This is a genomic window from Acidobacteriaceae bacterium (assembly GCA_035944135.1).
GTDB lineage: Bacteria > Acidobacteriota > Terriglobia > Terriglobales > Acidobacteriaceae > Granulicella.
Window position 1 is genome coordinate 814,375 of the sequence record DASZBM010000010.1, and the last position, 23,410, is coordinate 837,784.

25 protein-coding genes are annotated in these 23,410 nt (G+C 61.9%); 6 read left to right on the plus strand and 19 right to left on the minus strand.

The features are described from left to right. Positions 1-455: 455 nt before the first annotated feature. Genes VGU25_17810 through VGU25_17840 form a run of 7 tightly spaced genes read right to left on the minus strand, consistent with a single transcriptional unit; the run spans position 456 to position 8,618 of the window. Complete coding sequence (locus VGU25_17810) at positions 456-1,196, minus strand: class I SAM-dependent methyltransferase (GenBank protein HEV2579066.1); 741 nt, start codon at positions 1,194-1,196, stop codon at positions 456-458. Beyond that, on the minus strand, positions 1,196-1,510 hold the full coding sequence (locus VGU25_17815) for a DUF59 domain-containing protein (GenBank protein HEV2579067.1): 315 nt from the start codon (positions 1,508-1,510) through the stop codon (positions 1,196-1,198). The genes VGU25_17810 and VGU25_17815 overlap by 1 nt, the downstream gene beginning before the upstream one ends. A gap of 13 nt (positions 1,511-1,523) precedes the next feature. Beyond that, positions 1,524-1,922, minus strand: coding sequence for a hypothetical protein (locus VGU25_17820; GenBank protein ID HEV2579068.1), 399 nt, complete (start codon positions 1,920-1,922; stop codon positions 1,524-1,526). Positions 1,923-1,935: 13 nt separating this feature from the next. Further along, positions 1,936-2,895, minus strand: coding sequence for a farnesyl diphosphate synthase (locus VGU25_17825; protein ID HEV2579069.1), 960 nt, complete (start codon positions 2,893-2,895; stop codon positions 1,936-1,938). Further along, entirely contained in the window at positions 2,892-4,655 is a 1,764-nt protein-coding gene (locus VGU25_17830; GenBank protein ID HEV2579070.1) for a hypothetical protein, read from the minus strand. Before VGU25_17830 ends, VGU25_17825 begins: the two co-directional genes overlap by 4 nt. Before the next feature lie 48 nt (positions 4,656-4,703). Beyond that, positions 4,704-7,577, minus strand: a complete 2,874-nt coding sequence (locus VGU25_17835; GenBank protein HEV2579071.1) for a penicillin acylase family protein — start codon at positions 7,575-7,577, stop codon at positions 4,704-4,706. 6 nt (positions 7,578-7,583) lie between these two features. After that, positions 7,584-8,618, minus strand: coding sequence for a CPBP family intramembrane glutamic endopeptidase (locus VGU25_17840; GenBank protein ID HEV2579072.1), 1,035 nt, complete (start codon positions 8,616-8,618; stop codon positions 7,584-7,586). A gap of 117 nt (positions 8,619-8,735) precedes the next feature. Here VGU25_17840 and VGU25_17845 point away from each other — a divergent pair, with 117 nt between their 5' ends. Then, the gene (locus VGU25_17845) at positions 8,736-9,737 is read left to right on the plus strand and encodes a phosphoesterase (GenBank protein ID HEV2579073.1); all 1,002 of its coding nucleotides are present in this window, start codon (positions 8,736-8,738) and stop codon (positions 9,735-9,737) included. An 80-nt stretch (positions 9,738-9,817) separates the two neighbouring features. On the opposite strand, the gene rseP is transcribed toward VGU25_17845, so the two are convergent. The 5 genes from rseP to VGU25_17870 all read right to left on the minus strand — a co-directional run bounded on the left by rseP (position 9,818) and on the right by VGU25_17870 (position 14,897). Continuing rightward, positions 9,818-11,164, minus strand: coding sequence for an RIP metalloprotease RseP (rseP, locus tag VGU25_17850; protein HEV2579074.1), 1,347 nt, complete (start codon positions 11,162-11,164; stop codon positions 9,818-9,820). A gap of 18 nt (positions 11,165-11,182) precedes the next feature. Further along, positions 11,183-12,361: a 1-deoxy-D-xylulose-5-phosphate reductoisomerase gene (gene dxr, locus VGU25_17855; GenBank protein ID HEV2579075.1), complete on the minus strand. Its 1,179-nt coding sequence runs from the start codon at positions 12,359-12,361 to the stop codon at positions 11,183-11,185. 48 nt (positions 12,362-12,409) lie between these two features. Next, a complete protein-coding gene (locus VGU25_17860) occupies positions 12,410-13,261 on the minus strand; it encodes a phosphatidate cytidylyltransferase (protein ID HEV2579076.1) in 852 nt (283 codons plus the stop codon). Positions 13,262-13,539: 278 nt separating this feature from the next. Next, positions 13,540-14,439 (minus strand): hypothetical protein, encoded by a 900-nt coding sequence (locus VGU25_17865; protein ID HEV2579077.1) that lies wholly within the window; start codon positions 14,437-14,439, stop codon positions 13,540-13,542. Positions 14,440-14,546: 107 nt separating this feature from the next. Beyond that, positions 14,547-14,897: a hypothetical protein gene (locus tag VGU25_17870; GenBank protein ID HEV2579078.1), complete on the minus strand. Its 351-nt coding sequence runs from the start codon at positions 14,895-14,897 to the stop codon at positions 14,547-14,549. 561 nt (positions 14,898-15,458) lie between these two features. Between VGU25_17870 and VGU25_17875 the strand changes: the two genes are divergently transcribed. The 3 genes from VGU25_17875 (at position 15,459) to VGU25_17885 (ending at position 17,391) form a co-directional block, all read left to right on the plus strand. Continuing rightward, positions 15,459-15,767, plus strand: a complete 309-nt coding sequence (locus VGU25_17875; protein ID HEV2579079.1) for a hypothetical protein — start codon at positions 15,459-15,461, stop codon at positions 15,765-15,767. A gap of 227 nt (positions 15,768-15,994) precedes the next feature. Next, positions 15,995-16,684, plus strand: coding sequence for a hypothetical protein (locus tag VGU25_17880; GenBank protein ID HEV2579080.1), 690 nt, complete (start codon positions 15,995-15,997; stop codon positions 16,682-16,684). Positions 16,685-16,863: 179 nt separating this feature from the next. Continuing rightward, complete coding sequence (locus VGU25_17885; protein ID HEV2579081.1) at positions 16,864-17,391, plus strand: pyridoxamine 5'-phosphate oxidase family protein; 528 nt, start codon at positions 16,864-16,866, stop codon at positions 17,389-17,391. A gap of 4 nt (positions 17,392-17,395) precedes the next feature. On the opposite strand, the gene VGU25_17890 is transcribed toward VGU25_17885, so the two are convergent. Together VGU25_17890 and VGU25_17895 are read right to left on the minus strand one after the other, a co-directional pair. Continuing rightward, positions 17,396-18,334: an isoprenyl transferase gene (locus VGU25_17890; protein ID HEV2579082.1), complete on the minus strand. Its 939-nt coding sequence runs from the start codon at positions 18,332-18,334 to the stop codon at positions 17,396-17,398. Between the two features lie 223 nt (positions 18,335-18,557). Beyond that, positions 18,558-19,112 (minus strand): helix-turn-helix transcriptional regulator, encoded by a 555-nt coding sequence (locus VGU25_17895; GenBank protein ID HEV2579083.1) that lies wholly within the window; start codon positions 19,110-19,112, stop codon positions 18,558-18,560. Between the two features lie 258 nt (positions 19,113-19,370). Here VGU25_17895 and VGU25_17900 point away from each other — a divergent pair, with 258 nt between their 5' ends. Beyond that, positions 19,371-19,964, plus strand: coding sequence for an HD domain-containing protein (locus tag VGU25_17900; protein HEV2579084.1), 594 nt, complete (start codon positions 19,371-19,373; stop codon positions 19,962-19,964). Positions 19,965-20,087: 123 nt separating this feature from the next. On the opposite strand, the gene VGU25_17905 is transcribed toward VGU25_17900, so the two are convergent. Genes VGU25_17905 through VGU25_17915 form a run of 3 tightly spaced genes read right to left on the minus strand, consistent with a single transcriptional unit; the run spans position 20,088 to position 21,446 of the window. Then, positions 20,088-20,462: a hypothetical protein gene (locus VGU25_17905; protein ID HEV2579085.1), complete on the minus strand. Its 375-nt coding sequence runs from the start codon at positions 20,460-20,462 to the stop codon at positions 20,088-20,090. 30 nt (positions 20,463-20,492) lie between these two features. Continuing rightward, positions 20,493-20,783 carry a DUF3592 domain-containing protein gene (locus VGU25_17910; GenBank protein HEV2579086.1) on the minus strand — a complete coding sequence of 97 codons (291 nt, stop codon included), beginning with the start codon at positions 20,781-20,783 and terminating at the stop codon, positions 20,493-20,495. Positions 20,784-20,810: 27 nt separating this feature from the next. Next, the gene (locus VGU25_17915; GenBank protein ID HEV2579087.1) at positions 20,811-21,446 is read right to left on the minus strand and encodes a nicotinamidase; all 636 of its coding nucleotides are present in this window, start codon (positions 21,444-21,446) and stop codon (positions 20,811-20,813) included. Between the two features lie 58 nt (positions 21,447-21,504). Between VGU25_17915 and VGU25_17920 the strand changes: the two genes are divergently transcribed. Continuing rightward, complete coding sequence (locus tag VGU25_17920; GenBank protein ID HEV2579088.1) at positions 21,505-22,530, plus strand: carboxypeptidase-like regulatory domain-containing protein; 1,026 nt, start codon at positions 21,505-21,507, stop codon at positions 22,528-22,530. A 6-nt stretch (positions 22,531-22,536) separates the two neighbouring features. Here VGU25_17920 and VGU25_17925 read toward each other — a convergent pair whose 3' ends face one another. Further along, entirely contained in the window at positions 22,537-22,890 is a 354-nt protein-coding gene (locus VGU25_17925) for a DUF3592 domain-containing protein (GenBank protein ID HEV2579089.1), read from the minus strand. Between the two features lie 8 nt (positions 22,891-22,898). Further along, on the minus strand, positions 22,899-23,312 hold the full coding sequence (locus VGU25_17930) for a helix-turn-helix transcriptional regulator (protein HEV2579090.1): 414 nt from the start codon (positions 23,310-23,312) through the stop codon (positions 22,899-22,901). Between the last annotated feature and the right edge of the window lie 98 nt (positions 23,313-23,410).

A 23,410-nucleotide genomic window follows, 5' to 3' on the forward strand; every position in this document is an offset into this window, starting at 1 on the left:
AGCGCCGTAGGCGAAACATCCATCGCCAGCGGCGCTCCTGATTGCGGTGCTATGTCTCGTCGGTTACGCGCTGTGTCTCCAGTCGGCATTGGTGCGTGCACGAATGCCGATGAAGGTCGGAACAAAGACGGTGAGAGCGGCGAAGGTGGCGATCAGAAGGTCGTACATACATGTCTCCTCATAGCGCTCGCGTATGCTGCGGCGCTGAACCCGATGCGGGGCTGTAGTGATGGTCATCAGTGCGGGCGGTTGTGAGGTCTTGACTCAGCCGTCGCTATCACTGGAATAAGCTATTGGCCCGATACGCAGGTGCTGACCTTTTGCGTCTGCATCCAAGCGCCTCGTACATTCAGCTATACGGATCGGATGTGGAGAGAGTTCCCTGTGATTCGTGAATTTCGCACAAACGGACCGGTAATCGGCTGATTATGCTCCTGATTTATGAGGGAATTCTATTAATACGATTGGGGTGCCCGATTTGTTCCCCGGCTTCTGAATCTGTAGATCGCGCAAAGTTCATCGCCGGTCGAGCCATATTCCTTCTGCTGTGCGATCGCCGCGAGATCCGCAATATGGTCTTCTGCGGACATCGGCACCCGTCCCAGCCACAGGCGTTGAAGAGCCGGGTGTTGATCGAGAAGCGAATCATGCTCGGCGTTCACGTAAAGAAGATCGAATGGGCGTGGATGTGTGGCGAGGTCCTTTTCGACGTGGCGAAGAAATCGGCGAAGCAGCCGATCTTCGAACGGATGAAACAGATGCGCGAGGGTCGGCTCTGTCGGTAAGGGAGCCCGTGTTGCATCCGCATCGTGCAACTCGAGCGGCGCGAGCATCGCTGATTGTGGCGCACTTTCCCATACCGAAATATTCCGCCGCGCAATGTCAGCCAGCATCGGATTGAGTTCGACGCCCTCAACGCGCTGGAAGGGATACTCCGACGCGACGAGCATTGCGCGACCTTTGCCTGCGCCGACATCGAGGAAGACGGTGCGTTCAATCGGTGCGAGCGGCTGCAATTCTCGTAACCAAAGATCGAGCACTGCGCGCAGGATGCTCGGTGCGATGCCGTAGTAGGCCGTCAGGTCTGCGGCTTCAGCACTTGTGCCGCGCGCGATGATCTTGCCGCTTAGCAGGCCCGACGTCTCAGTGCCGTGGGCGACATCGAAAGGATGAACGGCTGGTTTGCGTGCAGGCATCAGGAACGCCGTTCGGTCAGGATCGGAAAGATCGCCGGGAGCATCTGGATCTCGGTTCGCGAGATCTCCGGCAGCCCGGCGAGACGGTTTTCAACCTGTGCGCGGACCTGCGCGTTCCGAGCGTCGTCGGAGCCGGGTGCCCGCAGTATGATTCTTGCGATGTAACGCGGTGCAATGCCGCGCACGTTCGCACCGGGAGCTTCCGCGTCGCGTGTGAGTGAGGCGGACTGCACCAGCCGAAGATCCACAATGTTGCGCTGCTGCAGTGTGTCGTAGCAGTCGCGCAGCGCGTTAACGAGATCGGCGTCTGTCATCGTTGTGTTGGTATTAGCTGCTGAGATCACGATGGTAGCGGGCGCAGTTGTCGAGGTGTTGCGTGCTGCGCTCTCGCCATGCGTCCCGCGCGGAGGCATGTGCGTTCTGGCGGTAAAACAGCAGCCATGTCTGGCAACCATCAAGGTCCGCTTTCTCCTTTTCGGAAGCCGTGTCGATCTGCTGCTTCAGCGCGGAGAGTGCCGGTTGGAACTGATCGTCCGCGGCATCACGGAGGCCGGCCGCTTTATCGAAAGCCTGCCATGCGGGTGACTGCGGCACCGGGCCGTTGCTGACTGCGACGGTCGTGGGTGCGGCCACGCGCTGTGAAGCTCGATGCATGCGCATGAAGTTGTACACGCCGAGCACGAGGATGATGGCGATCAGGACGTAGTGGCGTGGGCGAAAGCGCATGGTGAGCTCCGGGCTAGTGTGTGCGCTCGACGAGATATAGTGCGAGTGATTTGAGCGGATCCGCCGCTTCGCCGAACGGTTCAAGGGCGGCAAAGGCGTCCTGGATGAGCGCGTTCGCGTCTTGTCGCGAGCGCTCGATCCCGAAAACGGCCGGCCACGTTGCCTTATCCGATGCAGTATCCTTGCCCGCGGTCTTGCCGAGCTCCGCCGAGGTCTGCGTCATATCCAGCACGTCGTCGATGATCTGGAAGGCAAGCCCCGCGTTTTCTCCGAACGTTCGCAGACGCGCGATCGTGTCCTGCGCGGAGCACGCGAGCCGCCCGGCGCCTTCGTTGCTCGACAAGCAGTGGTCGAGCCCGAGCAGACCGCCGCACACGATGGATGTGGTGATGAGCGCGCCGGTCTTCGCGCGGTGAATCCGTTCGACGAGATCAGCGGTTGGTTTGCGGCCTTCGCCCTCAATGTCCATCACCTGCCCGCCGATCATGCCGGGCGCCAGCGGCGTTGGGGCGCCGACTCCCGTGCCGATGGCAACGGAAAATTCGCGCAGGATCTCGACGACAGTCGCCGCTCCGGTCTCAAGCTGCGAAATGGTTTGAAATGCAAGCGTCTGCAACGCATCGCCTGCGAGGATGGCGATGGCTTCGCCGAACGCGACGTGGCATGTCGGTTTTCCGCGTCGCAGATCGTCGTTGTCCAGCGCCGGCAGATCGTCGTGGATCAGCGAGTACGTATGCACCATCTCGATTGCCGCCCCGAGGTTTGGCGCGGCTGGCGGCAGTTCATGGGCTACGCAGCGCGCGGCTTCCAGGCACAGAATGGGCCGCAAGCGTTTCCCGCCGGCGAACGTGGAGTGCCGCATCGCTCGGTGGATGGAATGGGGTTCAACAGTCGGGGCCGGCAGCAGGCGCTCCAAAGCGTCGTCAGCGAGCGCCGCGCCTGTCTTCAAAAGCGTGTGCACATCGGCGTTCATGCGTCACGCTTGATTGTACGCGAGCGCACAAGGAGTGCTCCAAGTATGCCCAGCGCGAGGATCGTTATAGCGTCGCCGAGCCAATCATCCCATGTCCGATGCCAGCGAACGTCGATGCTGGAACTGCCGGCCGGCAGTGCGATAGCGAGCAGGCCGTCGTCGCGTTGCAGATGTGTCATCAATAACGTGCCGTTGCGGAAGACCTGCCACGCGGGGAAGTCGCGCAAATTAAGCACAAGCACCTCAGGCTGCGAGAGCGTGAGCTGAAGATGCCGCGGTGCGACCCCGCTGATCGTCTGATCCACCGGTGGAGGCAGGTCGTAGTTGATGATCGTGGCAGCAGGATTTGGCACAGTGCCCGGCGCGAACGCGCTGGCGGTCGCGGCAAGCCAGTAGCCGGGGTCGTCCCAGCGCAGCACGTCGTTATCGGCATTCCCGGGAGTGTACTCGTCGGTTGGCTCGACGCCGTGATGTGTGGTGAAGAGTTGCGCCCGCGCAAAGGGAAGATCGAGCGCCTCACAGGGCTGGCGAAAGGTGATGATCTCGCGCCCTGTCATCGTGCCGACGAACGCGACGGCAACGATTGGGAGCAGCAGGTTGGATGTCTTGAGGTTCGGGATCGAGCGGAAAGCCAGGGCGATCGTGAGCGCCAGCGTGGCCCCGAGCACGCAGAGAAAGCGCCATGGAAATTGAAGAAAGGCTAGCTCCGGCACGTGATGCCAGATCGGCAGAGAAACAGGCGTGAGCAGAAGGGCGATGAAGAGGGTCAGGGCGGCGAGAATCGGAAGCGCGTCGGAGCGACTGTCTGGCAATCTTCCGTGCTTGCCATCCCGCTTGCGCAGGAAGAAGGCAGTCGCGAGTGCAACGCCTGCAACAATCAGCATGCTAAGTGCGATCAGACTCGCGGTGTGCAGGACGCCATCGTGCGGGCCGTCTCCCGTGTGTCCGAACAGGAAATTATCGTCGACCCGCATGTTCGCGATGATCGCCATCGCAACCTGAACGTAGCGCCGTTCGTAAGCAGCGGGCAACAGATAGAACGCCGCTACCGCGAGCCCGAGAAGACCTCCCGCGCTGAACCGCACTACCAGCATCTGCGCAATCGCTCTTGAGCGCCGGGCCGTGGGGAACAGCGCGAACCCAATTCGCAGCAGGCCGATCAGTAGCAACGTATAGATGCCGATTACGGCAGCGGGTGCATTCGTGAGCCAGAGCAGAGCGGTGGGGATCGCGATGCCAGGAATGCCGGGTTCCGCGCGAAGTGCGGCACGGATCAGCAGCGGAATCCAGACGGCGGCCAGCAACTCTCCGTAAGCGGTGCGCTCGAACGCGGTGAAGAGCATATAAGGGTTGCCGATGTAGACAGCAGCTGCGAGGAGCGCCACACCGCCTGAAGCATAATCACGTGCGAGGAGGTACATCGTGACGCCGGCGCCGACCAGCGCGACGGCGGTGAAGACGATCGGCACTGCGGAGAGTGGCATCATCAGCGCAAGCAGCGCGCCGAACATCCACGAGATAGGTGGATAGAAGAGGAATCGCGGCTCGCCGGCATTCCATGCGGCGGAAATAGTCCACGCCGGATCCAGTGTGCCGTGTCGCATCTGCGCGGCAGCATCGAGCCAGCTCTGTAGGTGGAACTCGAAATCGTGCCCGCACGAGACGCCGTGCGCCATCAGAGGCCCAACGACGATCAGCGCGAGCAGCGGAAGCAGGGTGGCAGGCCATGCTCGCGCAAAGCCCGTCGAAGAACGCGGCATGCTGTCCAGCTTAGCTGACACCTGAAGCCGAAGTGGGGGTGCGCATCGTCAGTGCGACGGAATGAGGGTGAGTGAGTGCTCCGCGTTATCGCTCTGCACCGGCAGCGCGAACGTTGTCCCGCGAAGCCACGGCTGAAGCTGGTCGAGATACCAGGGGGAGCTGAGGTTGCCGGACTCGCCAGTCACAATGTTAGCGAGGGCAGCAGAAGGGTCGGAGAGGTCAGCCGTATAGCGCTCGCTCGGTCCGAAGCTGGGACCGATCGCGTCAATCGTGGTCATGTCGCCGCCTGCCGGTTGCGCGCCGCTTCCGGTCGCCGTACCGAGCAGCCAGTTGAGGTACGGCCGCCCGGCAAACAGCGGATGATCGATCACGATCGGATGGATAGAGCCGTATTGCCATCCAGCGAGATTGCGCGGGGCGTGCGCATCATGAAGTCCCTGCTCGACCACAGAGGTCAGGAAGTCGCTCCAGTTCGCGACCCCACGCGGCAGCCAGCGGGCGGGCATGTGCTCCAGCAGATCTTCAAGTGCCGTATTGTCTTCATGCCACGTGTAGAGCCGCGATATGCGGGCCGCGTCCGTTCGAGAACCGCCATCGTGCGCGATGATCTGCGGAACGAGGAGTGCGCTCCAGAGATCGCCGCGCGTCGCGGCTACGATCGCTGCAGCAGGCGAACCCGCGCTCATCTCTCCATTCCATGTCCTGAGAAGATCCGCAGCCTGCTGTAGCCGCTGTGAGTCACTGCTTCGTGTTTTCGCCGATGAGTGATCGATGGCGTAGGCGAGCCGGTGTGCGAGCACCAGATCAAACTCCGAGTGCTGATCGATCTCCACATGCAGCATCTGCTCCGGCTTCCAGGCAGATCGTGCGTCGAGCAGCCGATATATCCGCTCGACGCGGTATGGATCAACCCAGTCGTCCGCGAGTGCATACGGATAATCGTCCGGCGTAATGCGCGCATTCGCGGTGGCCACGATGCCAGCGGCCGGATCCTGTATGCTCGGCAGCTCGTTGTATGGCACGTAACCGGACCACATCTGGGATGCGTCCAGCGCATCCACCGGCGACATCAAGATCGGCGAACCGATCGTGTAACTCTGCGTGGGTTCGAGCGCAATCTGTGGTTGCGAGCCACCGGTTTTCGGATGGGGCTGCGGTTGTTGCTTTTGCGGAGCTTGAGTCACGGGCGGCGAAGGAGGCTCACTGTCCTCTTCCTCTTCGGACTCTGGCTCCGGTGAGGGCAGCACGAACTGCTGCTGAACACGCGGATGTTGAACCGCAGGTCCGCGGATCGGAATCCGCCCGATCGCGTGGTACCCGATGTGGCCCTGATCGTCGCCATAGATAAGGTTGAGCGACGGTCCGCCAAAGCTCGCCAGGCTGGCGACAAGCGAGGCGCCAGCGCTGGCGGTGTTCGTCGCAAACATCGAATTGTCCACGCAGGCGGGATCGTAGATCGCCCAGGCGAGCGACAGCATGCGATGCTCCGATGGAATCGCCGGAGAGATGATAGGGCTCTCCATCATGCCAGTGCCGGCAGCGTGTTGTACCGTCAGCACATCCAGCGACACATTGGGTCCACCGCGCACCACGATCTGTTCTGTGTGGTGTTGCACCGGTGACCATGTGCCGTCAGGTTGTTCAAACTGCATATCTGACCCCGAGCCGCGGAAGTGCTCAACGCGCACATCCTGCACATCGCCGCCCAGATTCGTAAAGCTCCAAGCGACATGCGTGTTGCGGCCGACGACAACCCACGGCAACCCAGGCAACGTGAACCCGGCAACATCGATCGGCGCGCTTCCATTCGCGGCAAGGTGAAGCGCCGCTTCGTACCAGATGTCGGGCACCCGAAGCCCGAGGTGCATATCATTCGAGACAAGCGGCTTTCCTGAGGTGGAGTGCGCGCCCGATACAGCCCAGTTGTTTGAACCCGAGCGACAGTCTTCACATCCTGCCGGATCGAGCGCCGCCGTGAGCGCAACGAGGTCCCCCGCGCTCGCCGGCAACACAGGCCGGTCAACTCGCGACTGCGTCTTATCCAGTGGAATCTCTTCGATCTCGTGCGGTGTGGTGAGATCAGTCGGGGGTTGCGTCGGCGCATGATCGCGCCAGGACCCCACGGGATAAAGATCGGGCAAGAGCGATGCTGGAAGATGGCGCGCGAGCGCTTCACGGTCCAATTTCGTCGTAAAGCTGGTCGACAAGTCCTGCCACATCACGAGCGATACGAGCAATGAATCGCGCGGCGTCCACGGTCGTGGCGCATAGTGCAACAGGTGAAACTCAAGCGGCAAATTATCCCGGTGACTGTCGATAAACGCATTCACGCCGCGCGCATACGCCTCCAGCTCACGCCGCTGATCTTCCGGAAGCGATGCTGCGCCGCGATCCGCCGCGGCGCGGAGCCGCAGATATCTCTGCAGCTTGTCGTGCTCGACCATGCCTGGCCCGAGTATCTCTGCAAGTTCTCCTGCTGCATGTCGCCGCAGCGTGTCCATCTGCCACAGCCGATCCTGCGCGGTCACATAGCCCTGCGCAAACAACAAATCATCCTCGCTGGTCGCGCGAATCGATGGCACTCCCTGCGCATTGCGCGTCACCGTTACAGGACCGTGGAGTCCAGTGACAGAAATCGTCCCGTCGACCACAGGCAGCGCCGCACGCATTACGTGACGCGCCCAGATCGTTCCGGCGATCGTCAGACCCACGGCAATAATCACGAGGAGAGTCAGCGCTATCAGGACTCCGCGAAACACCCTTCTGCGACGCGGCGGCCGTGAACTCGTCTCTCGGTGCGAACGGTCGATATCCTCGCGCGTCAGCAGGCGCGGCTCATCGTCCGCTTCAAGCCGCACTGCGGCGAGCCGATTTTCTTCCCGGTCCCGCGTCGATCCAGCCGCATCGCCCGTCAAACTCATTCCGGCTCAGTGTACCTCTGGCGCGAGGTCCTTCTCCATGTGGGGCCACGGCAGAACGGATGTCCCAGATACGGGTGTTCCAGAGCGTCGAAGAGTTGTGACAACAATCAGCGTGATCAGCAGCATAATCGCCAGAACGAACAGGCTGCCCTCAGGTCCCGTCGATCCTCCACTCATCAGTGCAGAGCCTTGCGGCCGCGACGACAGCAGCCGCCCCGCGCTTACTCCACCGCTGTCCGCCACTCCAAACAGGAACGACTGCGCCCAGTCCCACGCCGCATGAAATCCAATCGCCCACCACAGCGAGCCCGTGCGCCACAACGTGAACGCAAAGACAAGCCCCGCGAGTCCAGCGCATACAAGACCTATCGGCGACTCACCCGGATTCGCAGAGTGCACGAACCCGAACGCAAACGAGATGAAAACTGCCGCGCACCAAAAGGCTGCGGTGTCTGCACTGCTCGCTCGCGTGAAGCGCCTGCGCAACAGATCAACGAAGCACAACGTAACGATGTACAACAGGTACCCGCGAAAGAAGAATTCTTCGAACAGCCCGACACCGATAAACGTAAACGCCCATGCAGCGCCCTTGAGTGCCGCGCCCGCTCCGTGTTGCAGGATCCCGGTGAACACGAGGTGGTGCGTGCTCCACAGCATCAGGATGAGAAGCGACATGCACAGCAATCCCCACACTGCGCCCAAGAGCCCCCTCCGCACGCTCCCGCGCGCAGGCTGCAGGCCGTAGTCAAAGACATCGCGGTCTTCGATCCGCGACATGATCCACGTCGCGAAGAAGATATACCCAAACTGCATCCATTCCTCGATCCCCTCGACCACAGGAGAGAGTTGCTGGATCACCTGCGGTTGTGCGGTTGCGACCGCCATGTGTTCGGCCAGCTTCATCAGCAGCCAGGGAGTCAGCACAATCGCGAGATAGAGCAGAAGACGCCACCACGGACGCAGGCCAGCATCATTTGCGAAGACAGATGCTGGCGTGGTTGCCGATTCTTCCGGCGGCGGCTCTCTGAGTGGATACGACATCAAACTCTCTTTCGATGATGCTCATCCGATGATACGGTCCTCCGCCGTGTCCCTGTTCCTCCGTCGCTTCCGCTATGCTGAAGGCTTGCGCGAGCTCATCCGGAGGTCCTCACTGCTTTGAAATGCCGCGTCTTTTACCACGACAACTGCTTCGATGGCGCATGCTCGGCTTCGCTGTTCACGCGCTTCCACCGCGAGTGCATCGGCACTGCGGACGCATTCGACTACCAGGGGCTCCTGCACCGCGCCGGCGCCCTCTACGATGAAAGCTGGTTCGAGAAGGCAGACGAGAACGCAATCGTCGACTTCAAATATTCTGCGTCGCCACGAGTCACCTGGTGGTTCGATCATCACCTGTCTGCATTTATGAACTCCGAGGACGAGGAGCACTTCCGCCGCGGACAAAAGAATGCAGACGGAACGCCGGGACCGCTTGCAAACCGCCAGTTCTTCGATCCGAAGTACACCAGCTGCACAAGCTGGATCGCGCACATCGCGAGCACGAAGTTCGGCATGAATGTCACGCCTCTCAAGGAGCTCATCTACTGGGCGGACATCGTGGATGGCGCGAAATACGAGAGCGCCCAGTCTGCAGTCGAGATGGCCGCGCCGGCAATGAAGTTGACGATGGTCATCGAGAGCGCTACGGATTCCGCTCTCGTCCAGCGCATCATTCCGCTGCTCACGTCAATGCCGCTGCAGCAGGTTCTCGATCAGCCATTCGTTCAGGATCTGCTCGATCCGCTGCTCGCCAAACATCGAAGAGATATTGAACTGATTCGCGAACGCTCAACCTGCGACCGAGGCGTGATTACGTTCGACATCACCGATCAGCCGACCGAAGGCTACAACAAGTTCATTCCGTACTACCTGCATCCCGAGGGCACGTATAACGTTGGCCTTTCAAAGTCGAGCTTCCGCACCAAGGTCGCGGTTGGCACGAATCCATGGACGAAAAAGCCCGTCAGCGAGCTTGCGAATCTCGCGGAAATTTGCGAGCGCTATGGCGGCGGCGGCCATGCACGTGTGGGTGCCATCAGCTTCCCGGTCGAAAAGGAAGACGCCGCGCGCGCTGCTGCGAAGGAGATTGTCGAAGAATTGCGGAGCAGGGAAACGTAGCGCCGCAAATGGAAAACCCCACCCTGTCGCGCGATGAAGCTGCGCATCGCGCGACAGGGTGGGGCACCCGAGTTTCTAGATTATGGATGTCGTAGCTTCGTGATGTCGTTGAAGATCACGAACACCGCGAACACAATCAGGCAGACAAACGCGACCTGGTACACGCGCTCCTTGATCTCCTGGTTCAGGTCGCGGCGCATGATCGACTCAATCGCGAGGAACAGAATCATTCCGCCGTCCAGGATCGGAATCGGCAGCAGGTTGAAGATGCCTAGGTTGAGCGAGATCGTGGCCATGAACTGGACCAGCGTCCAGAAGCCGAGCTTGGTGGCGATGTCAATCTGCTGTGCAATGCCGATCGGCCCGGAGAGCGACCGTACCGACACCTGCCGCGTGAACATGCCCTTCAGGACACGGATGATCAGCGTCGAGTCATCCTTGTTGTCCTTGAACGATTGAACGATCGCTGCGCCCAGCGGCAGCTTGACTACCTTGACCGGCGGGTTCTCGTTCTGGAAACCGAGGCGGTACTGTACATCGCCAGCGCCGTTGTCCAGCTTTTGTGGCGTGATGTGGAACGTGAGCGGCTGCCCGTTGCGCGTCACGTAGACGGTCGAAGGCTGGCCGTTGCGGTCCTTCAGGTATGCGAGCAGCGTGTTGACCGAGTGCAATTTCAGGTTGTCGATCTGCGTGACCTGGTCGCCCGCCTGCATTCCTGCACGAGCCGCCGGATCGCCGGCCGACACGCTGAGCACTCCGAGAGAAGGCTGCATAGCGGGGTTGATCCCCAGCGACTGCAGATCGTCCAGGCCGAACTCGCCGTCGCTGCCACTGTAGGCAAGATGCAGCGCCGTTTGTGTCTGCTGGCCGTTATGCGAAAAGACCATCGGCACAGTGCCGTTGATGTGCAGATTGCAGTCGATCAGAATGCGTTCCCATGTAGGGTCGCGGTCCTGCGCGAATTGCGTAATCACGTCCCCCGGAGCGAGGCCGAGCGTCGCGGCCTGAGAGCCTTGCGAGACGTAGTCGACGATCGCGGGACCATCGAGGTACTGAGCCACCTCATGATGGAACAAACCGACGAAGATCAGCAGCACGAACGAGAGTATGAAGTTTGCGATGGGGCCTGCGAGTGCGATGAGCACGCGCTGCCAGCGGGAGTGTGCGTTGAACTCGCCGGGATCGCCAGTGGGCTGTTCGCCCGGGACGTCGCCGGACATCTTGACGTATCCGCCCAGCGGGAGCAGTGAGAGCCGATAGTCCGTGTCGCCGCGCCGCCAGCCGAAGAGTCGTGGGCCGAAGCCGATGGAGAAGGTTTCGACGCGCACGCCGCAGAGCTTGGCCACGGCAAAGTGCCCGAACTCGTGCACGAGCACCATGATGCCGAGCACGATGCCGAACTCAACAAGGACCGATAGAAGATGCATAAGGGAAGCGGAAAGACCTCAGTGGGCGATGAGATGCGGGTGATGCTGCTCAATCACCTGCTCAGCGAGCGCTCTTGCAGTTTGATCCAGTTCGAGGACCTCCGGGATGGACGCCGGCGAGGCAGCTCGGGTGAGCGAAAGCACAGACTCGATTGTACGTGGAATGCCGAGGAATGACAGCCGTCCTGCCAGGAAGGCTGCGACGGCAATTTCATCCGCTGCGTTCAGCGCAATGCAGTGCGCCTGCGATGCGCCGGCGGCCTCGTAGGCAAGCCGTAAACACGGGAAACGCTGGAGATCCGGCGTCTGAAAGTCGAGCTGCTTCAACGCTGTCATGTCGAACGTGAGGTCGCTCGCGATGCGCTCGGGCCACGAGAGTGCGTACAGAATCGGCAGGCGCATGTCAGTCACGGAAATCTGCGCGAGGATCGAGCCGTCGATGTACTCAACCAGCGAGTGAATGGTGGACTGGGGGTGCACAGTGACCTTCACCTGCGCGGGCGGCAGGTTGAAGAGACGGCAGGCCTCGATGATTTCGAGGCCCTTGTTGAGCATCGTCGCGGAGTCGATGGTGATGCGCTGGCCCATGACCCAGGTGGGGTGCTTGAGCGCCTGCTCGGGCGTGATGTGCTCGAACTCTGCGAGGGGCGTGTTGCGGAACGGGCCGCCGGAGGCCGTAAGCCATATCTGCTTGACCTCGTTGGGTTCGCCGCCGCGGAGGCACTGATGGATTGCGTTGTGCTCGCTGTCGATCGGCAGTAAAGCAACGCCACGTTCGCGGGCCGCCGCGAGGATCAGGTCGCCGGCGGCGACGAGGCACTCCTTGTTCGCGAGGCCTACGGTCTTGCCGGCCAGTACTGCGGCGTAAGTGGCTTCGAGCCCAGCGACGCCGACGATGGCGGAGACGACGAACTCAGCGTCTGGCAGGGTGGCGACGCGTACGGTTCCGGCCGTGCCGTGGACGACTTCTGTGGCGATTCCGGCGGACTTCAGACGTGCGCGGAGTTGATCCGCGAGCTGTTCGGTGCTGATGGAGACGATTTGCGGGTGCCAGCGGAGGCACTGCTCGAAGGCGATGTCGACATTCGAGCCGCAGGCGAGCGCGATGGGCTGGAATCGGTCGGGGTAGGACTCGCAGATGCTGAGGGTTGACTGACCGATGGAGCCGGTCGAGCCGAGAATGGCAATCTTCTTCACTTGGCTATTTTCTCAAAAATACAGCTGAGGGCTCTTTTTCAGTCGCAGCTAAAAGCTGCCCAGCGAGTAGAACTCGCGGATGGCGAGGACGAACCAGAGTACGGGGGCGGCCAGGAGGAGGGCGTCGATGCGGTCGAGGATGCCGCCGTGGCCGGGGAGCATCGTGCCGGAGTCCTTGACTCCGGCGCCGCGCTTGAGGGCGGACTCGAGCAGGTCGCCGAACTGGGCGGCACAGTTGAGCAGGACGGCGAGGAGCACGAACTGCCACCAGGAAGCGTCGGTGTGGAGGCGGGTGAAGCTGGAGCCATGAAGGCTGAGCCAGTCGCCGTAAAGGATCAGGGCCATGCCGAAGACGACGGAGGCGACGACGGAGGCGATGGCTCCTTCCCAGGTCTTGTTGGGCGAGAGCTCGGGGGCGAGCTTGCTGCGGCCGAAGCGCTTGCCGACGTAGAGCGCGGCAATGTCGCCGGACCAGACGCAGAGGAAGAGGAAGATGACGAGGACCAGGCCGTCACCCTCGGCGCGATTCCAGATCAGGGGGATCAGCGTGAGCGGATAGGCGATGTATATAAGGAGCAGCAGGCCAGCGGCGGTTTCCTGGAGGACGCGGGCGAGCGGCGTGGTGAAGGTGTTCCACGCGAACAGGAGCAGCGTGGAGAAGACGACTGCAGTGATGGTGTCCTGCGGGCGCTCGAACGTCGCGAGGAAAAACAGGGCGATGGCGAAGAGGGTCCACCAGAGGGGGATGGGGTTGCCGCCGGCGGCAGAGAGCTGGCGGAACTCAAGCGCGGCCAGGGCGGCGACCAGGGCGGCGAAGAGGGTGACCATCCAGAGCTTGCCGAGGAAGATGAGCAGGCCCACGAGGACGATCAGGACGATGGCGGTAAGGACTCGCTTCATGCGCTTTGATGAGGATATATGGAGGGTACCCCCCTCCCCCCCTGTTTTTGTGCAAAGTCTTGATTCGACGTTAGTTGAGGGTGGACTTTAATTGCAAACTATTGATTCCAGATACTTTAGTAGCAAGGTATTTGGAATCAGTAAGTTGGATGCTGATGATGTGAGGCTTGGACGTTTTGGGAGGGTACTCCCGGGGGCTGCTTTGTCAAGTTGTGGGGTTCGTCTGCCGGTTCCCGGGTCTCACAACCGAGACCCGGGACCTTGGCTGTGATGGTGGGCTAGCCTCCGAGGCACATGCTGGGCGGGATGTTGTTCGCTTTGCAGAAGGCATCCTGGCTGGCTTTGGCGTTGTCGACGGCGTGGTGGTAGGCGATGATTCCACCGATGCTTCCGGCGGCGACACCGGCGATAGGAATAAGGATTAGGGCGGTGCGGCCGTGGTGGGTTGGGTATTCGGTCAGAGCGGCCTGCTCTTCGGGAGAGACGGGCTGGTGGGCGAGCGCCTTAAGGCGCGTGATCAGGTTCTGCTCCGATACGTCCATCCAATGCGCGTAGGTCTTTTTCCCGGCGATGTAGATGGGCGAGGTCACGGTCCATAAGGCGATCCCGGTCTTCGCGTCGAGGATCACGATGCGGAAGGACGGAGTGCGGTCATAGAGGTCGGTGGCGGGTGTGACATTGCCACCGTTGCGGGGATCGATCTCGTCGAGCTGAAAGATGAGGTCGGCTTCCTGTGGGCTGCTGGCGAGCTGGTAGTAGCCCCACTGGGCGAGGCGCGAGTGGATGTCGTTGTAGAGCTGGTTGGGGTCGAGGCCGAGCCGGGCCGTGATGCCGACGTTGGTGAGCATCACGCTATGGGCGGCGGCGATTCTGGCCGGTACGGGGCCGCTGGGGACCTGCGGTGCGGGCGGGTGGTTGACACCTCCGAGCTGAACGGGAAGCGAGCTCGAGGATTGAGCGGCGTTGATGCTGTCCTGCGTGGCCTGCTGGTTGGCTTGGATTGCTTGTTGATTGGCCTGTTGAGCGGCTTGCATCGCCTGCTGCGCGGCCTGCTGAGCCGCCTGCGTGGCCTGATCCTGTGCGAAGGCTGTTTGGGCAAAGGCTGTCTGTGTGACGACAAGGACAGCGATGAGTCCGCTGACGATGGCGGAAGGAAGATACTGCGTTGGGTTTTTCATGGCACTCCCTCTCAACGTGAACGTGCGCTGCGCAACCGGAAGCGCTCTCTCCGGCGCGAAGAGGCGCGCGGAAAGACATTCCGGCAGGGAAGGGAAGGTGCGGGGATCTAGATGCGGAGGGCGAACGGCCGGCGCTGCGGGTCGGTGGAGACGGACCAGCGCGCGAAGGTGAGGTGACCGGTGCCGGGTAGTGAGAGAAGGCTGGCGCTGTATGCGCCTGCGAGGTCGAACGAGGCGAATGAGGTGTGACGGTGCGCGAGACGAGCCGGCCTGACGAGTCGAGTGACGGCGAGAGAAAGCTTCTTTTCCGATTCAAGCCTGGTCGCGGCGACTTTGACGGTGTTGGGGTGGCAGTCGGGAAGAATCGAGCGGGTGGCCGCGTGGCCGGTATGCGCAAACAGAACTGCCAGGCTGAGCAGTGCGATGCGGAACCACGGCGATCGTCTCACGGCGCGCATGAAAAAGGCCTCAGGTGGAGCGACGCGCGATGACATGTCGATCCACCTGCAAACAATAACGCTAGCGCAATAAAAAAGACGCGTGGGTTAGAAAAAATCTGACGTTACTTTGGTTTGGTCGGCGCGCTGGTGTTGTTTGTGGCGGGGTCGAGCAAGGTGATTCAGTCGCTACGGCTACGCCTTCGCGACGATCTCCCACCCCAGCGAGCAAGCACGCTGGGACTGCGGGCCTTCGGCAGAGCGGAAGCGCGCTGGGCGCGCGGCCTTTACGGCACGGCTGAAGCCGTGCCCCTTCCGATTTCTCGGATGCATCGAGTGTGATCGAACCACCTTCAGCGCGATTTTGGGCACTGTCCTTTGCCTTCGCGACAGGCCTTCGGCAGAGCGAGGTCCGCTCATGCCGGTTCGCTTCATGAATGGGACGCCCGAGGGCCGTTCACCCCACCCATCGCGCAAAGACGCGCGATGAATGGGGCACCCTGATTCGTGAGATTCGAGCGTCAGTGGCGATGCGCGCCAAGGGAAGGCCGTCGACCTGATCGACGCTTTACAATCGTTTCAGTGCGGCGGATTTTTCAGTTCGGCGTTTCGATGTTGCTGCTGAGCGTGGTGCTGACACCGGTGTTCGAGTGCTTCGATCGCTGGGATGCGCCAGGGCTTGGATGTGACACGGAATTCGCGGTGTTTGCGATTTTGGTGATCGTGTGCCTGCTGCTGGCGGTTTGTAAGCTGCTAAGAGAACGCGCATACGAGACGGATTTCGAGGAGCTTCCAGCCGAGTTTGTCGACCGCTCTGCGGCGGCTCCGCTGAGACTGCAGCGACTTGCGCTGGTAGTGATTCCGTCGGTGTCTCCTCCGCTCCGAATCTGATACTGCTCCGATTTGGCCAGGCTCCGCGGCGGCTTGTGTGCCGCGTGGCCCGTTTGTGCGCGCGCATACGCGTGCTGGCTTCCGCCTTAAGCCTTCGGAGTAAAAGAGTGTCTTGTCTTGTGTCTCGCCTTCGCTGCGGTGTTCTGGCCGCCGTGTGTCTTGTCGTTGCTCCAGTTGCGGCGCAGACGCCGACTGTGTCTGTTCCGCCCGAGCCGCCGAGTCAACAAATGCCTGCAAGTTCAAATCAGAAAGGCGCATCGTCATCGCCGTCGGCGAGCCAGGAAAGCGTTCATGATGAAGCGGAGCGCGAGCTGCGTGAGGAGACGCACCAGCGCATGGTCGGGGTGGTGCCGGCGTTTACGACGGTGTACAACGGGCACGCGGCGCCGCTGGATGCGCGCGAGAAGTTCCGTTTATGGGTGGCCGATACGGCTGACCCGTTCGACTTTGCGGCGGCCGGGGTCGATGCCGCAGTGGAGCAGCACAGCCATGAGTTTCCGGAGTACGGCTATGGTTTTTCCGGGTATTCGAAACGGTACGGCGCGTCGTTTGTCGATGACGCAGATGGAACGTTTTTCGCGGAGGCCGTGCTGCCGTCGTTGCTGCACCAGGATCCGCGGTACTTCCGGCTGGGGACAGGGTCGATTGCGCATCGGCTGGGCTATACGCTGCTGTCGGCGGTGCGGTGCCGCGGCGATAACTTTCATTGGCAGCCGAACGTGTCGCTGCTGGGCGGGAATCTGATCGGTGGCGCGATCTCGAATGGGTACTATCCGGCGGCCAATCGTGGGTTCGGGCTGACGATGGAGCGCGGGTTCACGGTGACGGGCGAAGATTTGCTGAGCTCGCTGGCTACGGAGTTTTATCCGGATATTTCGAAGGCGCTATTTCATCGGAAGAAAAAGACGCAGCCTTGATTCGCCCTGGTCGCGACGCGAATTGATGGTGATTGAGATTGGCTGAGGGCGGAGGGTGAAGCGGCGGTTCATGGCGCGTTAATCCAGGTTGCTGGTGGTGACGAAGTGAAAGTGCGTTGAGTTTCGATTGCATGGGGGGTTACGGAGTGCGCATCCAAGAGCACGAAAGGAGAGCGCGAATGGGCGAGAGCAACGAGACCGACTCGAAGTATCAGGAGCTGAGCGGGGAAGCGGGACGGAAGAAAATTGCAGAGCTGGTGAAGGGGATTCGTATCGCGATGATGACGACGCGGGCAGAGGACGGCTCGATGGATGCGCGGCCGATGGCGGTGCAGGATAAGCCGTTCGATGGAACGCTGTGGTTTCTTACGCGCGGGAGCTCAGAGAAGGTGAGCGAGCTGGAGCAGGACCGGCATATCACGCTGACGTTCAGTGAGCCGTCGGATTCGAAGTACATCACGCTGAAGGGGCGTGGAACAGCGACGCGGGATCGCGGCAAGATTCACGAGTTGTGGAATCCGATGTACAAGGCGTGGTTTCCGCAGGGTGAGGATGACCCCGAGATTACGGTGCTGCGCGTGGATGTGAGCGAGGGGTTCTTCTGGGAGGCCAGCAGCAGCAAGATTCTGATGTATGCGAAGTATCTGGCGGCGGCGGTGACCGGCGGGGCGGTGGCGGTGGGGACCGCGGGGCATGTGACTGCGTAGCTGCTTAGCGGCGGGTGAGGACGTCGGATGGGTGGAGTTCGGTGGCGATTTCGGATTCGAGCTCGGAAACGGGCTGGAGGGTCTCGATTTTTTCGTCGGAGTTTTCGCTGAGGCCGCCGAAGCGGCGGTCGCGACGCTGGTAGTCGGCGATGGCCTCGATGAGGTGGATGCCGCGGAAGTCGGGCCAGAGGCGGTCGGTGATGAAGATCTCGGCGTAGGCGATCTGCCAGAGGAGGAAGTTGGAGATGCGCTGCTCGCCGGAGGTGCGGATGAGGAGGTCGGGGTCGGGCATGCCGGCGGTGTAGAGCGCGTTGGAGATGGCGGGCTCGTCTAGCGAATCGAGCGCGCCGGCACCGAGGATGTCTTCGACGGAGCAGCCGCGGGTGTGGGCCTCGGTGGTGAGGTCGGTGAGGATGCGGCGGACGGCGTCGACGATCTCGGAACGCGAGCCGTAATTGAGCGCGAGGGTGAGGGTGGTGCCGGTGTTTTTTGCGGTCTGCTCCTCGGCCCAGTGCATGGTGTCCTGGACTTCAGACGGGAGCTCGTGGGTGCGGCCGATGTAGGCCATGCGGATGTTGTTGGCGTTCATGCGCTCGACGTTGGAGACGAGGTAGTTGCGGAGGAGCTTCATGAGGAAGCTGACCTCGGACTTGGGGCGGCGCAGGTTGTTTTCGAGTGAGAAGGCGTAGAGGGTGATCCAGGGGACGTCGATGCGCGAGGCGGTTTCGACGACGTACTGCACGGACTCGGCGCCCTGCTGGTGGCCGAGGAAGCGTTTGAGGGCGCGCTTGCCGGCCCAGCGGCCGTTGCCGTCCATGATGATGGCGACGTGCTGCGGGAGGCGCGTGAGGTCGAGCGTGTCGTAGACGGCGCGCTCTTCGGGGGAGAGCTCGTGGGCGCGGTTGGAACGCTGATAGGCGCGGCTGGAAGAGGAGGAAGGCACGGCTGCTCGCTGATACTGAGGATAGACGATGCGAGGGTGCGGGGGACAGCGGTGAGGGATCAGAAAGGCGAAAAGCTTTGACGCGGAGGGCGCAAAGGTGCGCGAAGGGACGCCACGGCGGTCCTGGTGATCCGGATTAAACGGAGAGGCGTCGCTGCGCTGCCTGCGGGTGCGGGCTAACGTGCGACGCCTGGAGGTCTGACGGTGTTGCGGCGCTGGGAGTTTAGGCCAGCTTGCGAGAGCGCCCCTGGGCGATCTCGCGGACATGGTTGAGGAAGATCGACTTCTGCGTCGAAGTGAGATGCGCGGTGTACTTTGCGATCTCGGCGAGGAAGGGATCGGTCATGAGCACGGCGGTCTCGTCCTTGTGGCGCGTGGGCGCGTCGCGGAGCAGGGCGGAGATGTCGACCTGAAGGGCGCGGGCGAGGCGGTCAAGGGACGAGAGGGTCGGCATGGCTTTGCCGTTCTCGATCTTGGAGATGTACGTGCGCGGGACGTTCATGCGCGTGGCGAGCTGCCGCTGCGAGAGATTGCGGACATGGCGGAGATCGCGTACGGCAGAGGCGACCTGGATGCCTTCGGCTTCAGGAGCTTCGGGCTCCGCGACGAGAGCAATGGGCTGAACTTTGGGAAGCTCAGGGAGCAGAGACTTTTTGCACTTGCGGCAGATGTCGTTGGCAGTGCGGAACTGCACAAGCTTGCAGTGATCGCAGCGAAGGACCTCGCGTTCAGCGCTGACCACTGGTTGGGTCTGGGGCGTTGGTACGGCGGGAGCCATTCCTGTAGCCATGTTTTTGTTGTTGCGGGCGGCTGCCAGAGCGGGGCACCGCAGCGCGTCACGTCCGATAAAGAGGTGAGCGATGTGCCTACTGTGACACCCGGTGCCGGAAGAGTCAAGGGGTATCGCGGGAGATTCAGGGAGAAATACCGGAAAAAACCGGAAGCCGAACCAAGGTGGTAAATAGGAAGGGCAGTGGTTAGTGGTTAGTCGTTAGTGGTTAGTGTGGAGACGGTAGAGTTTTACGGTGAGGTGTGGATGGCTGAACTAAGTGCGGCGAAGGCGGAAGAGTTGTTGAGGGAGTGGACGAAGAGTGAGTCGCTGGTGAAGCACTGCCTGGCGGTGGCGGCGTGCACGGAGAGCTATGGTGTGCGTGAGGCGGCAGCGATGGATTTGAGTGACGAGGCTGCGGAGAAGTTTGCGGAGAAATACAGGTGCGCGGGGCTGCTGCATGATTTCGACTATGAGCGGCATCCGACACCGGCGGAGCATCCGTTTGTGGGGGTTAATTACTTGCGAGAGAACGGGTGGCCGGAGGAGATTCTGCACGCGATTTTGGCGCACGCGGATTATTCGGGTGTGAAGCCGGAGACGCACCTGGACCGCTCGCTGTATGCGTGCGATGAGCTGGCGGGATTTTTGACGGCGTGTGCGCTGGTGAAGCCGTCGAAGAAGATTGCGGAGGTCGAGGTTGCGGGCGTGAAGAAGAAGATGAAGGACAAGGCGTTCGCGCGGGCGGTGAAGCGCGAGGATATTACGCACGGCGCAGAGCTGCTGGGGATTCCGCTGGAAGAGCATGTCGGGAATTGTTTGGCGGCGATGCAGGCTCGGGCGGAGGAGTTGGGGCTGTGAGGCGAGTGGTTAGCCGTTAGTGGTTGGTGAAGAGCAAAAGTAAAAGCTTTGACGCGACGGGCGCGAAGGTTCGCAAAGGCACGCCACGGCGTATGGTGGCTGGTCCCGGTCGTGAATTGGCAGTCAGCAGCCGCGGAGGATCAGGAGCCAGACGAGCGAGAGGACGATGGAACCGACAATGCCGAAGATGATGAGTGGCTTGCCGGTGAGTGCGGGTATGGCGGTGGAGTGGGTGGTTTCGTGAGGGGCGTCGGGGTTGTAGCGGATGGGGAAGAGTGTGCCGACGTGCATCGCTTTTTCTGAGGTGAGTTCGGCGGTGTGGAGCTCGTCGATGTTGTCGGCGTTTGGCGCCCAGTAGTTGTAGGTGATGCGGAAGTGGCGCGCGGTGGGAAGGCCGAAGGCGAGCGCGCGGCCGGCGGCGAACTCATACTTGCAGGCGGTAACGGTGGCCATTGCTTCGGGCCAGAGATCGCGAGCGGGTTGGATGAGCTTCGGCATCGAGCCGTCCATCTGCTTTGGTCGTTGTTGCTACTTATGGAAGCGGTTGGGGTGTTTGGGATTCCACTTGATATTGAAGGTATCGCCCGGCTGAAACGGCGGCGAGCCCGCAGAGCCTTGTTCATAGTATGAGCCGTCTTGTAGCTCTCCTCCAGCTCGGTAAGAGAATGTGACCACGTAGAAGTCGGGACCGCGTCCACCGTCGCGAAATTCGCAGGTGTAGACGGTCGCTGTGGCGGTGGGCCAGGAATCGATGCCGCGCCAGCGATAGATGAGATCAGATAGTTTTCCGAGTGGGCCGGTGGACAGTTCTTCGAACATGGATGCGCTCAGTGGGATTCCAGCGTGTCACTTAATCTGTGCTGAGGTGATGCGTTGAATGTTGGCCTCGGCGAAGCAGGTGTTTGTGTTTTCGACGGTGCCGGGGAGGGCGACGGCGCGGGAGAGTTCTTCGAGGACGAGGCAGGTGAAGCCGAGGCGGGCGCCGTCGATGGCGGAGAAGCCGACGCAGAAGTCGTAGGCGAGGCCGCAGAAGAAGAGGCGGGTGAGGTTGCGCTCGCGGAGGTAGCCGGCGAGGCCGGTGGGAGTGGTGTGGTCGTCCTCGAGGAAGGCGGAGTAGCTGTCGATGTTGCGCCGGAAACCTTTGCGGAGGATGAGCTCGGCGTGGGGGATCTGGAGGCGGGTGTCGAGCTCGGCGCCGGGAGTGCCCTGGACGCAGTGGTCGGGCCAGAGGGTCTGGGTGCCGTAGGGGGCTTCGATGGTGTCGGTGAAGGGCTGCTTGCCGGCGTGGGAGCTGGCGAAGGAGATGTGGCCGAGGGGGTGCCAATCCTGGGTGAGGATGACGTGCTCGAATTTTGTGGCGATGGCGTTGATTCCGGGAATGATGGCATCGCCGCCGGCGACGGCGAGTGAACCGCCGGGGAGGAAGTCGCGTTGCATGTCGATGACCAGAAGCGCGTCTGTGGGGGCGAGCCGAAGCGTCATTACCTGATTGTACGGAGGGGTTATGGCTTTGGAGGGGACGCGCGGCTAGGCTGAGCGGGTGAATCGAGCGGGCCAGGTTCGGCGTACGGCGGCGAGAGTAGGCGTGATGGTGGCGCTGATCCTGGCGACGGCGTGTGCGTTTGCGCAGGGGCCGATGGCGATGATTTCGCCAGGCGGCTTGATGCCAAATGTAGGCCGCGTGAGCGGCATCATCGAAGACGAGCAGGGCGCGCTGATTCCGGGAGCGAAGGTGGTGCTGGTCGCGGAGGGCGAGAGCCTCAAGCTGACGAGCGGAAGTGATGGGCGGTTCTGCTTTGACGGTGTGCCCGCGGGCTCGTTTACGGTGAGGGCCAGCGAAGATGGGATGCTTGACGGTGTGAAAGAGGGCACGCTGGAGGCTGCTCAGCAGATGGAGCTGGAGCCGATGATGCTGCGTGCGGGCGCAGTGATGTCAGTGACCGCGGTGACGCAGGAGCAGATGGCAACGATCCAGGTGCGGCAGGAAGAGACGCAGAGGATTGGCGGAATTCTGCCGAACTACTACGTGGTGTACGACGCGAATCCGCAGGCGATGACGAAGAAGCTGAAGTTTGAGATGGGCTGGAGATCGGTGTTCGATCCGGCGAATGTGCTGTTCGTGGGAGTGGTGGCCGCGGGGCAGCAGGCGGAGAATGCGTTCCCGGGATATGGGCAGGGAATGAGTGGGTACGGCAAGCGGTTCGGCGCGGGGATGGCGGACGCGACGGTGGGAACGCTGCTCGAGGGTTCGTTGCTGCCGATGGTTTTTCGGCAGGACCCGCGGTATTTCTACAAAGGCACGGGAAGCAGGGTGAGCCGGACGTGGTACGCGCTGAAGACGACGGTAATCTGCAAGGGCGACAACGGGCGGTGGCAGCCGGCGTACGCGAATGTGCTGGGCAGTTTTGGCTCGGGTGCGGTGAGCGGGCTGTACTACCCGGGCGGCGAAAAGGGCGGGATGCTGGTGGTAGAGAACGGGCTGAGCGCGCTGGCGTTTGATGGCTTCGCGAATGTGATGCAGGAGTTTGTGCTGCGCAGGATGACGCCGTCGCGGCGCGAGGAGTGACTTCGGTCAGAGGCCGAAGAGCGCGATCACGAGCAGGATGAATAGAACGGCGCCGACGCAGAACGCGGCGATGAGGAAAGCCTTGCGCTCGCGGCGCGGGTGGTTGAGGCTGTTGCGGCGCGGGTCAAGTGGATCGTACTGGACGGTGACGCGGGAGCCTTCTTTGAGTGGCCTGCTGCTGATGACATCGGTGAGATAGAGGTCGCCTTCGACGGGGTAACTGATGGTGATGGAGTAGCGGAGGCGGTCGCGTGGCTTGAGGCGTGTGCCGTCGCGATGGCGGCCGCGTCGCTCACAGAGTTCGACAGTCGCTTTGGCTCGCTTCCAGCTTCTGTCGCTCCTGTCGCTCTTGTCCCTCATAGGGGCACCTACACGCGAACGATCATAACCTCGGTGGATTTGACGAGGGCGGCGGCGGTTTGGCCTTTGCGGAGCTGCATCTCGCGGGCGGCGTCGGAGGTGATGATGGAGGTGATGCGCTGGTCGCCGATCTCGATGACGACCTTGGCGAGGAGCCCGGAGATTTTGACGTCGATGATGCGGCCGACGAGTTGATTGCGGGCAGAGACGGTGCGGAAGCGGTCGCGGCTGGCCTTGGGATTGCCGGCCGGACGGGACTTCATCAGCGGCTTGAGCGAGGACTCCGGGATGCGGTGGTGGCCGCCGGGAGTTTTGATGGTGTGGATGGTGCCGGCAAGGATCCATTGCTTGAGGGTGGGATAGCTGACGCCGAGGGCGGCAGCGGCTTCGCGTGGTTTCAGCAGGATGTCGGCGGTGGGCATCGTTCGGTCTCGGGGGAAAAGTATACGCGGGGAGTTGGCGCAGGATGTAGGCGATGCGTGATGCCAGGCGAGGCAGGTTGTCATCTTGCGCTTCAGAT

What these genes read in the sequence shown, in the direction of transcription:
- VGU25_17810 (HEV2579066.1), bottom strand. Translation starts at nt 1,196, where the DNA reads ATGCCTGCACGCAAACCAGCCGTTCATCCTTTCGATGTCGCCCACGGC.
- VGU25_17815 (HEV2579067.1), bottom strand. Translation starts at nt 1,510, where the DNA reads ATGACAGACGCCGATCTCGTTAACGCGCTGCGCGACTGCTACGACACA.
- VGU25_17820 (HEV2579068.1), bottom strand. Translation starts at nt 1,922, where the DNA reads ATGCGCTTTCGCCCACGCCACTACGTCCTGATCGCCATCATCCTCGTG.
- VGU25_17825 (HEV2579069.1), bottom strand. Translation starts at nt 2,895, where the DNA reads ATGAACGCCGATGTGCACACGCTTTTGAAGACAGGCGCGGCGCTCGCT.
- VGU25_17830 (HEV2579070.1), bottom strand. Translation starts at nt 4,655, where the DNA reads ATGCCGCGTTCTTCGACGGGCTTTGCGCGAGCATGGCCTGCCACCCTG.
- VGU25_17835 (HEV2579071.1), bottom strand. Translation starts at nt 7,577, where the DNA reads ATGAGTTTGACGGGCGATGCGGCTGGATCGACGCGGGACCGGGAAGAA.
- VGU25_17840 (HEV2579072.1), bottom strand. Translation starts at nt 8,618, where the DNA reads ATGTCGTATCCACTCAGAGAGCCGCCGCCGGAAGAATCGGCAACCACG.
- rseP (HEV2579074.1), bottom strand. Translation starts at nt 11,164, where the DNA reads ATGCATCTTCTATCGGTCCTTGTTGAGTTCGGCATCGTGCTCGGCATC.
- VGU25_17860 (HEV2579076.1), bottom strand. Translation starts at nt 13,261, where the DNA reads ATGAAGCGAGTCCTTACCGCCATCGTCCTGATCGTCCTCGTGGGCCTG.
- VGU25_17865 (HEV2579077.1), bottom strand. Translation starts at nt 14,439, where the DNA reads ATGAAAAACCCAACGCAGTATCTTCCTTCCGCCATCGTCAGCGGACTC.
- VGU25_17870 (HEV2579078.1), bottom strand. Translation starts at nt 14,897, where the DNA reads ATGCGCGCCGTGAGACGATCGCCGTGGTTCCGCATCGCACTGCTCAGC.
- VGU25_17880 (HEV2579080.1), top strand. Translation starts at nt 15,995, where the DNA reads ATGCCTGCAAGTTCAAATCAGAAAGGCGCATCGTCATCGCCGTCGGCG.
- VGU25_17885 (HEV2579081.1), top strand. Translation starts at nt 16,864, where the DNA reads ATGGGCGAGAGCAACGAGACCGACTCGAAGTATCAGGAGCTGAGCGGG.
- VGU25_17895 (HEV2579083.1), bottom strand. Translation starts at nt 19,112, where the DNA reads ATGGCTCCCGCCGTACCAACGCCCCAGACCCAACCAGTGGTCAGCGCT.
- VGU25_17900 (HEV2579084.1), top strand. Translation starts at nt 19,371, where the DNA reads ATGGCTGAACTAAGTGCGGCGAAGGCGGAAGAGTTGTTGAGGGAGTGG.
- VGU25_17905 (HEV2579085.1), bottom strand. Translation starts at nt 20,462, where the DNA reads ATGCCGAAGCTCATCCAACCCGCTCGCGATCTCTGGCCCGAAGCAATG.
- VGU25_17910 (HEV2579086.1), bottom strand. Translation starts at nt 20,783, where the DNA reads ATGTTCGAAGAACTGTCCACCGGCCCACTCGGAAAACTATCTGATCTC.
- VGU25_17915 (HEV2579087.1), bottom strand. Translation starts at nt 21,446, where the DNA reads ATGACGCTTCGGCTCGCCCCCACAGACGCGCTTCTGGTCATCGACATG.
- VGU25_17925 (HEV2579089.1), bottom strand. Translation starts at nt 22,890, where the DNA reads ATGAGGGACAAGAGCGACAGGAGCGACAGAAGCTGGAAGCGAGCCAAA.
- VGU25_17930 (HEV2579090.1), bottom strand. Translation starts at nt 23,312, where the DNA reads ATGCCCACCGCCGACATCCTGCTGAAACCACGCGAAGCCGCTGCCGCC.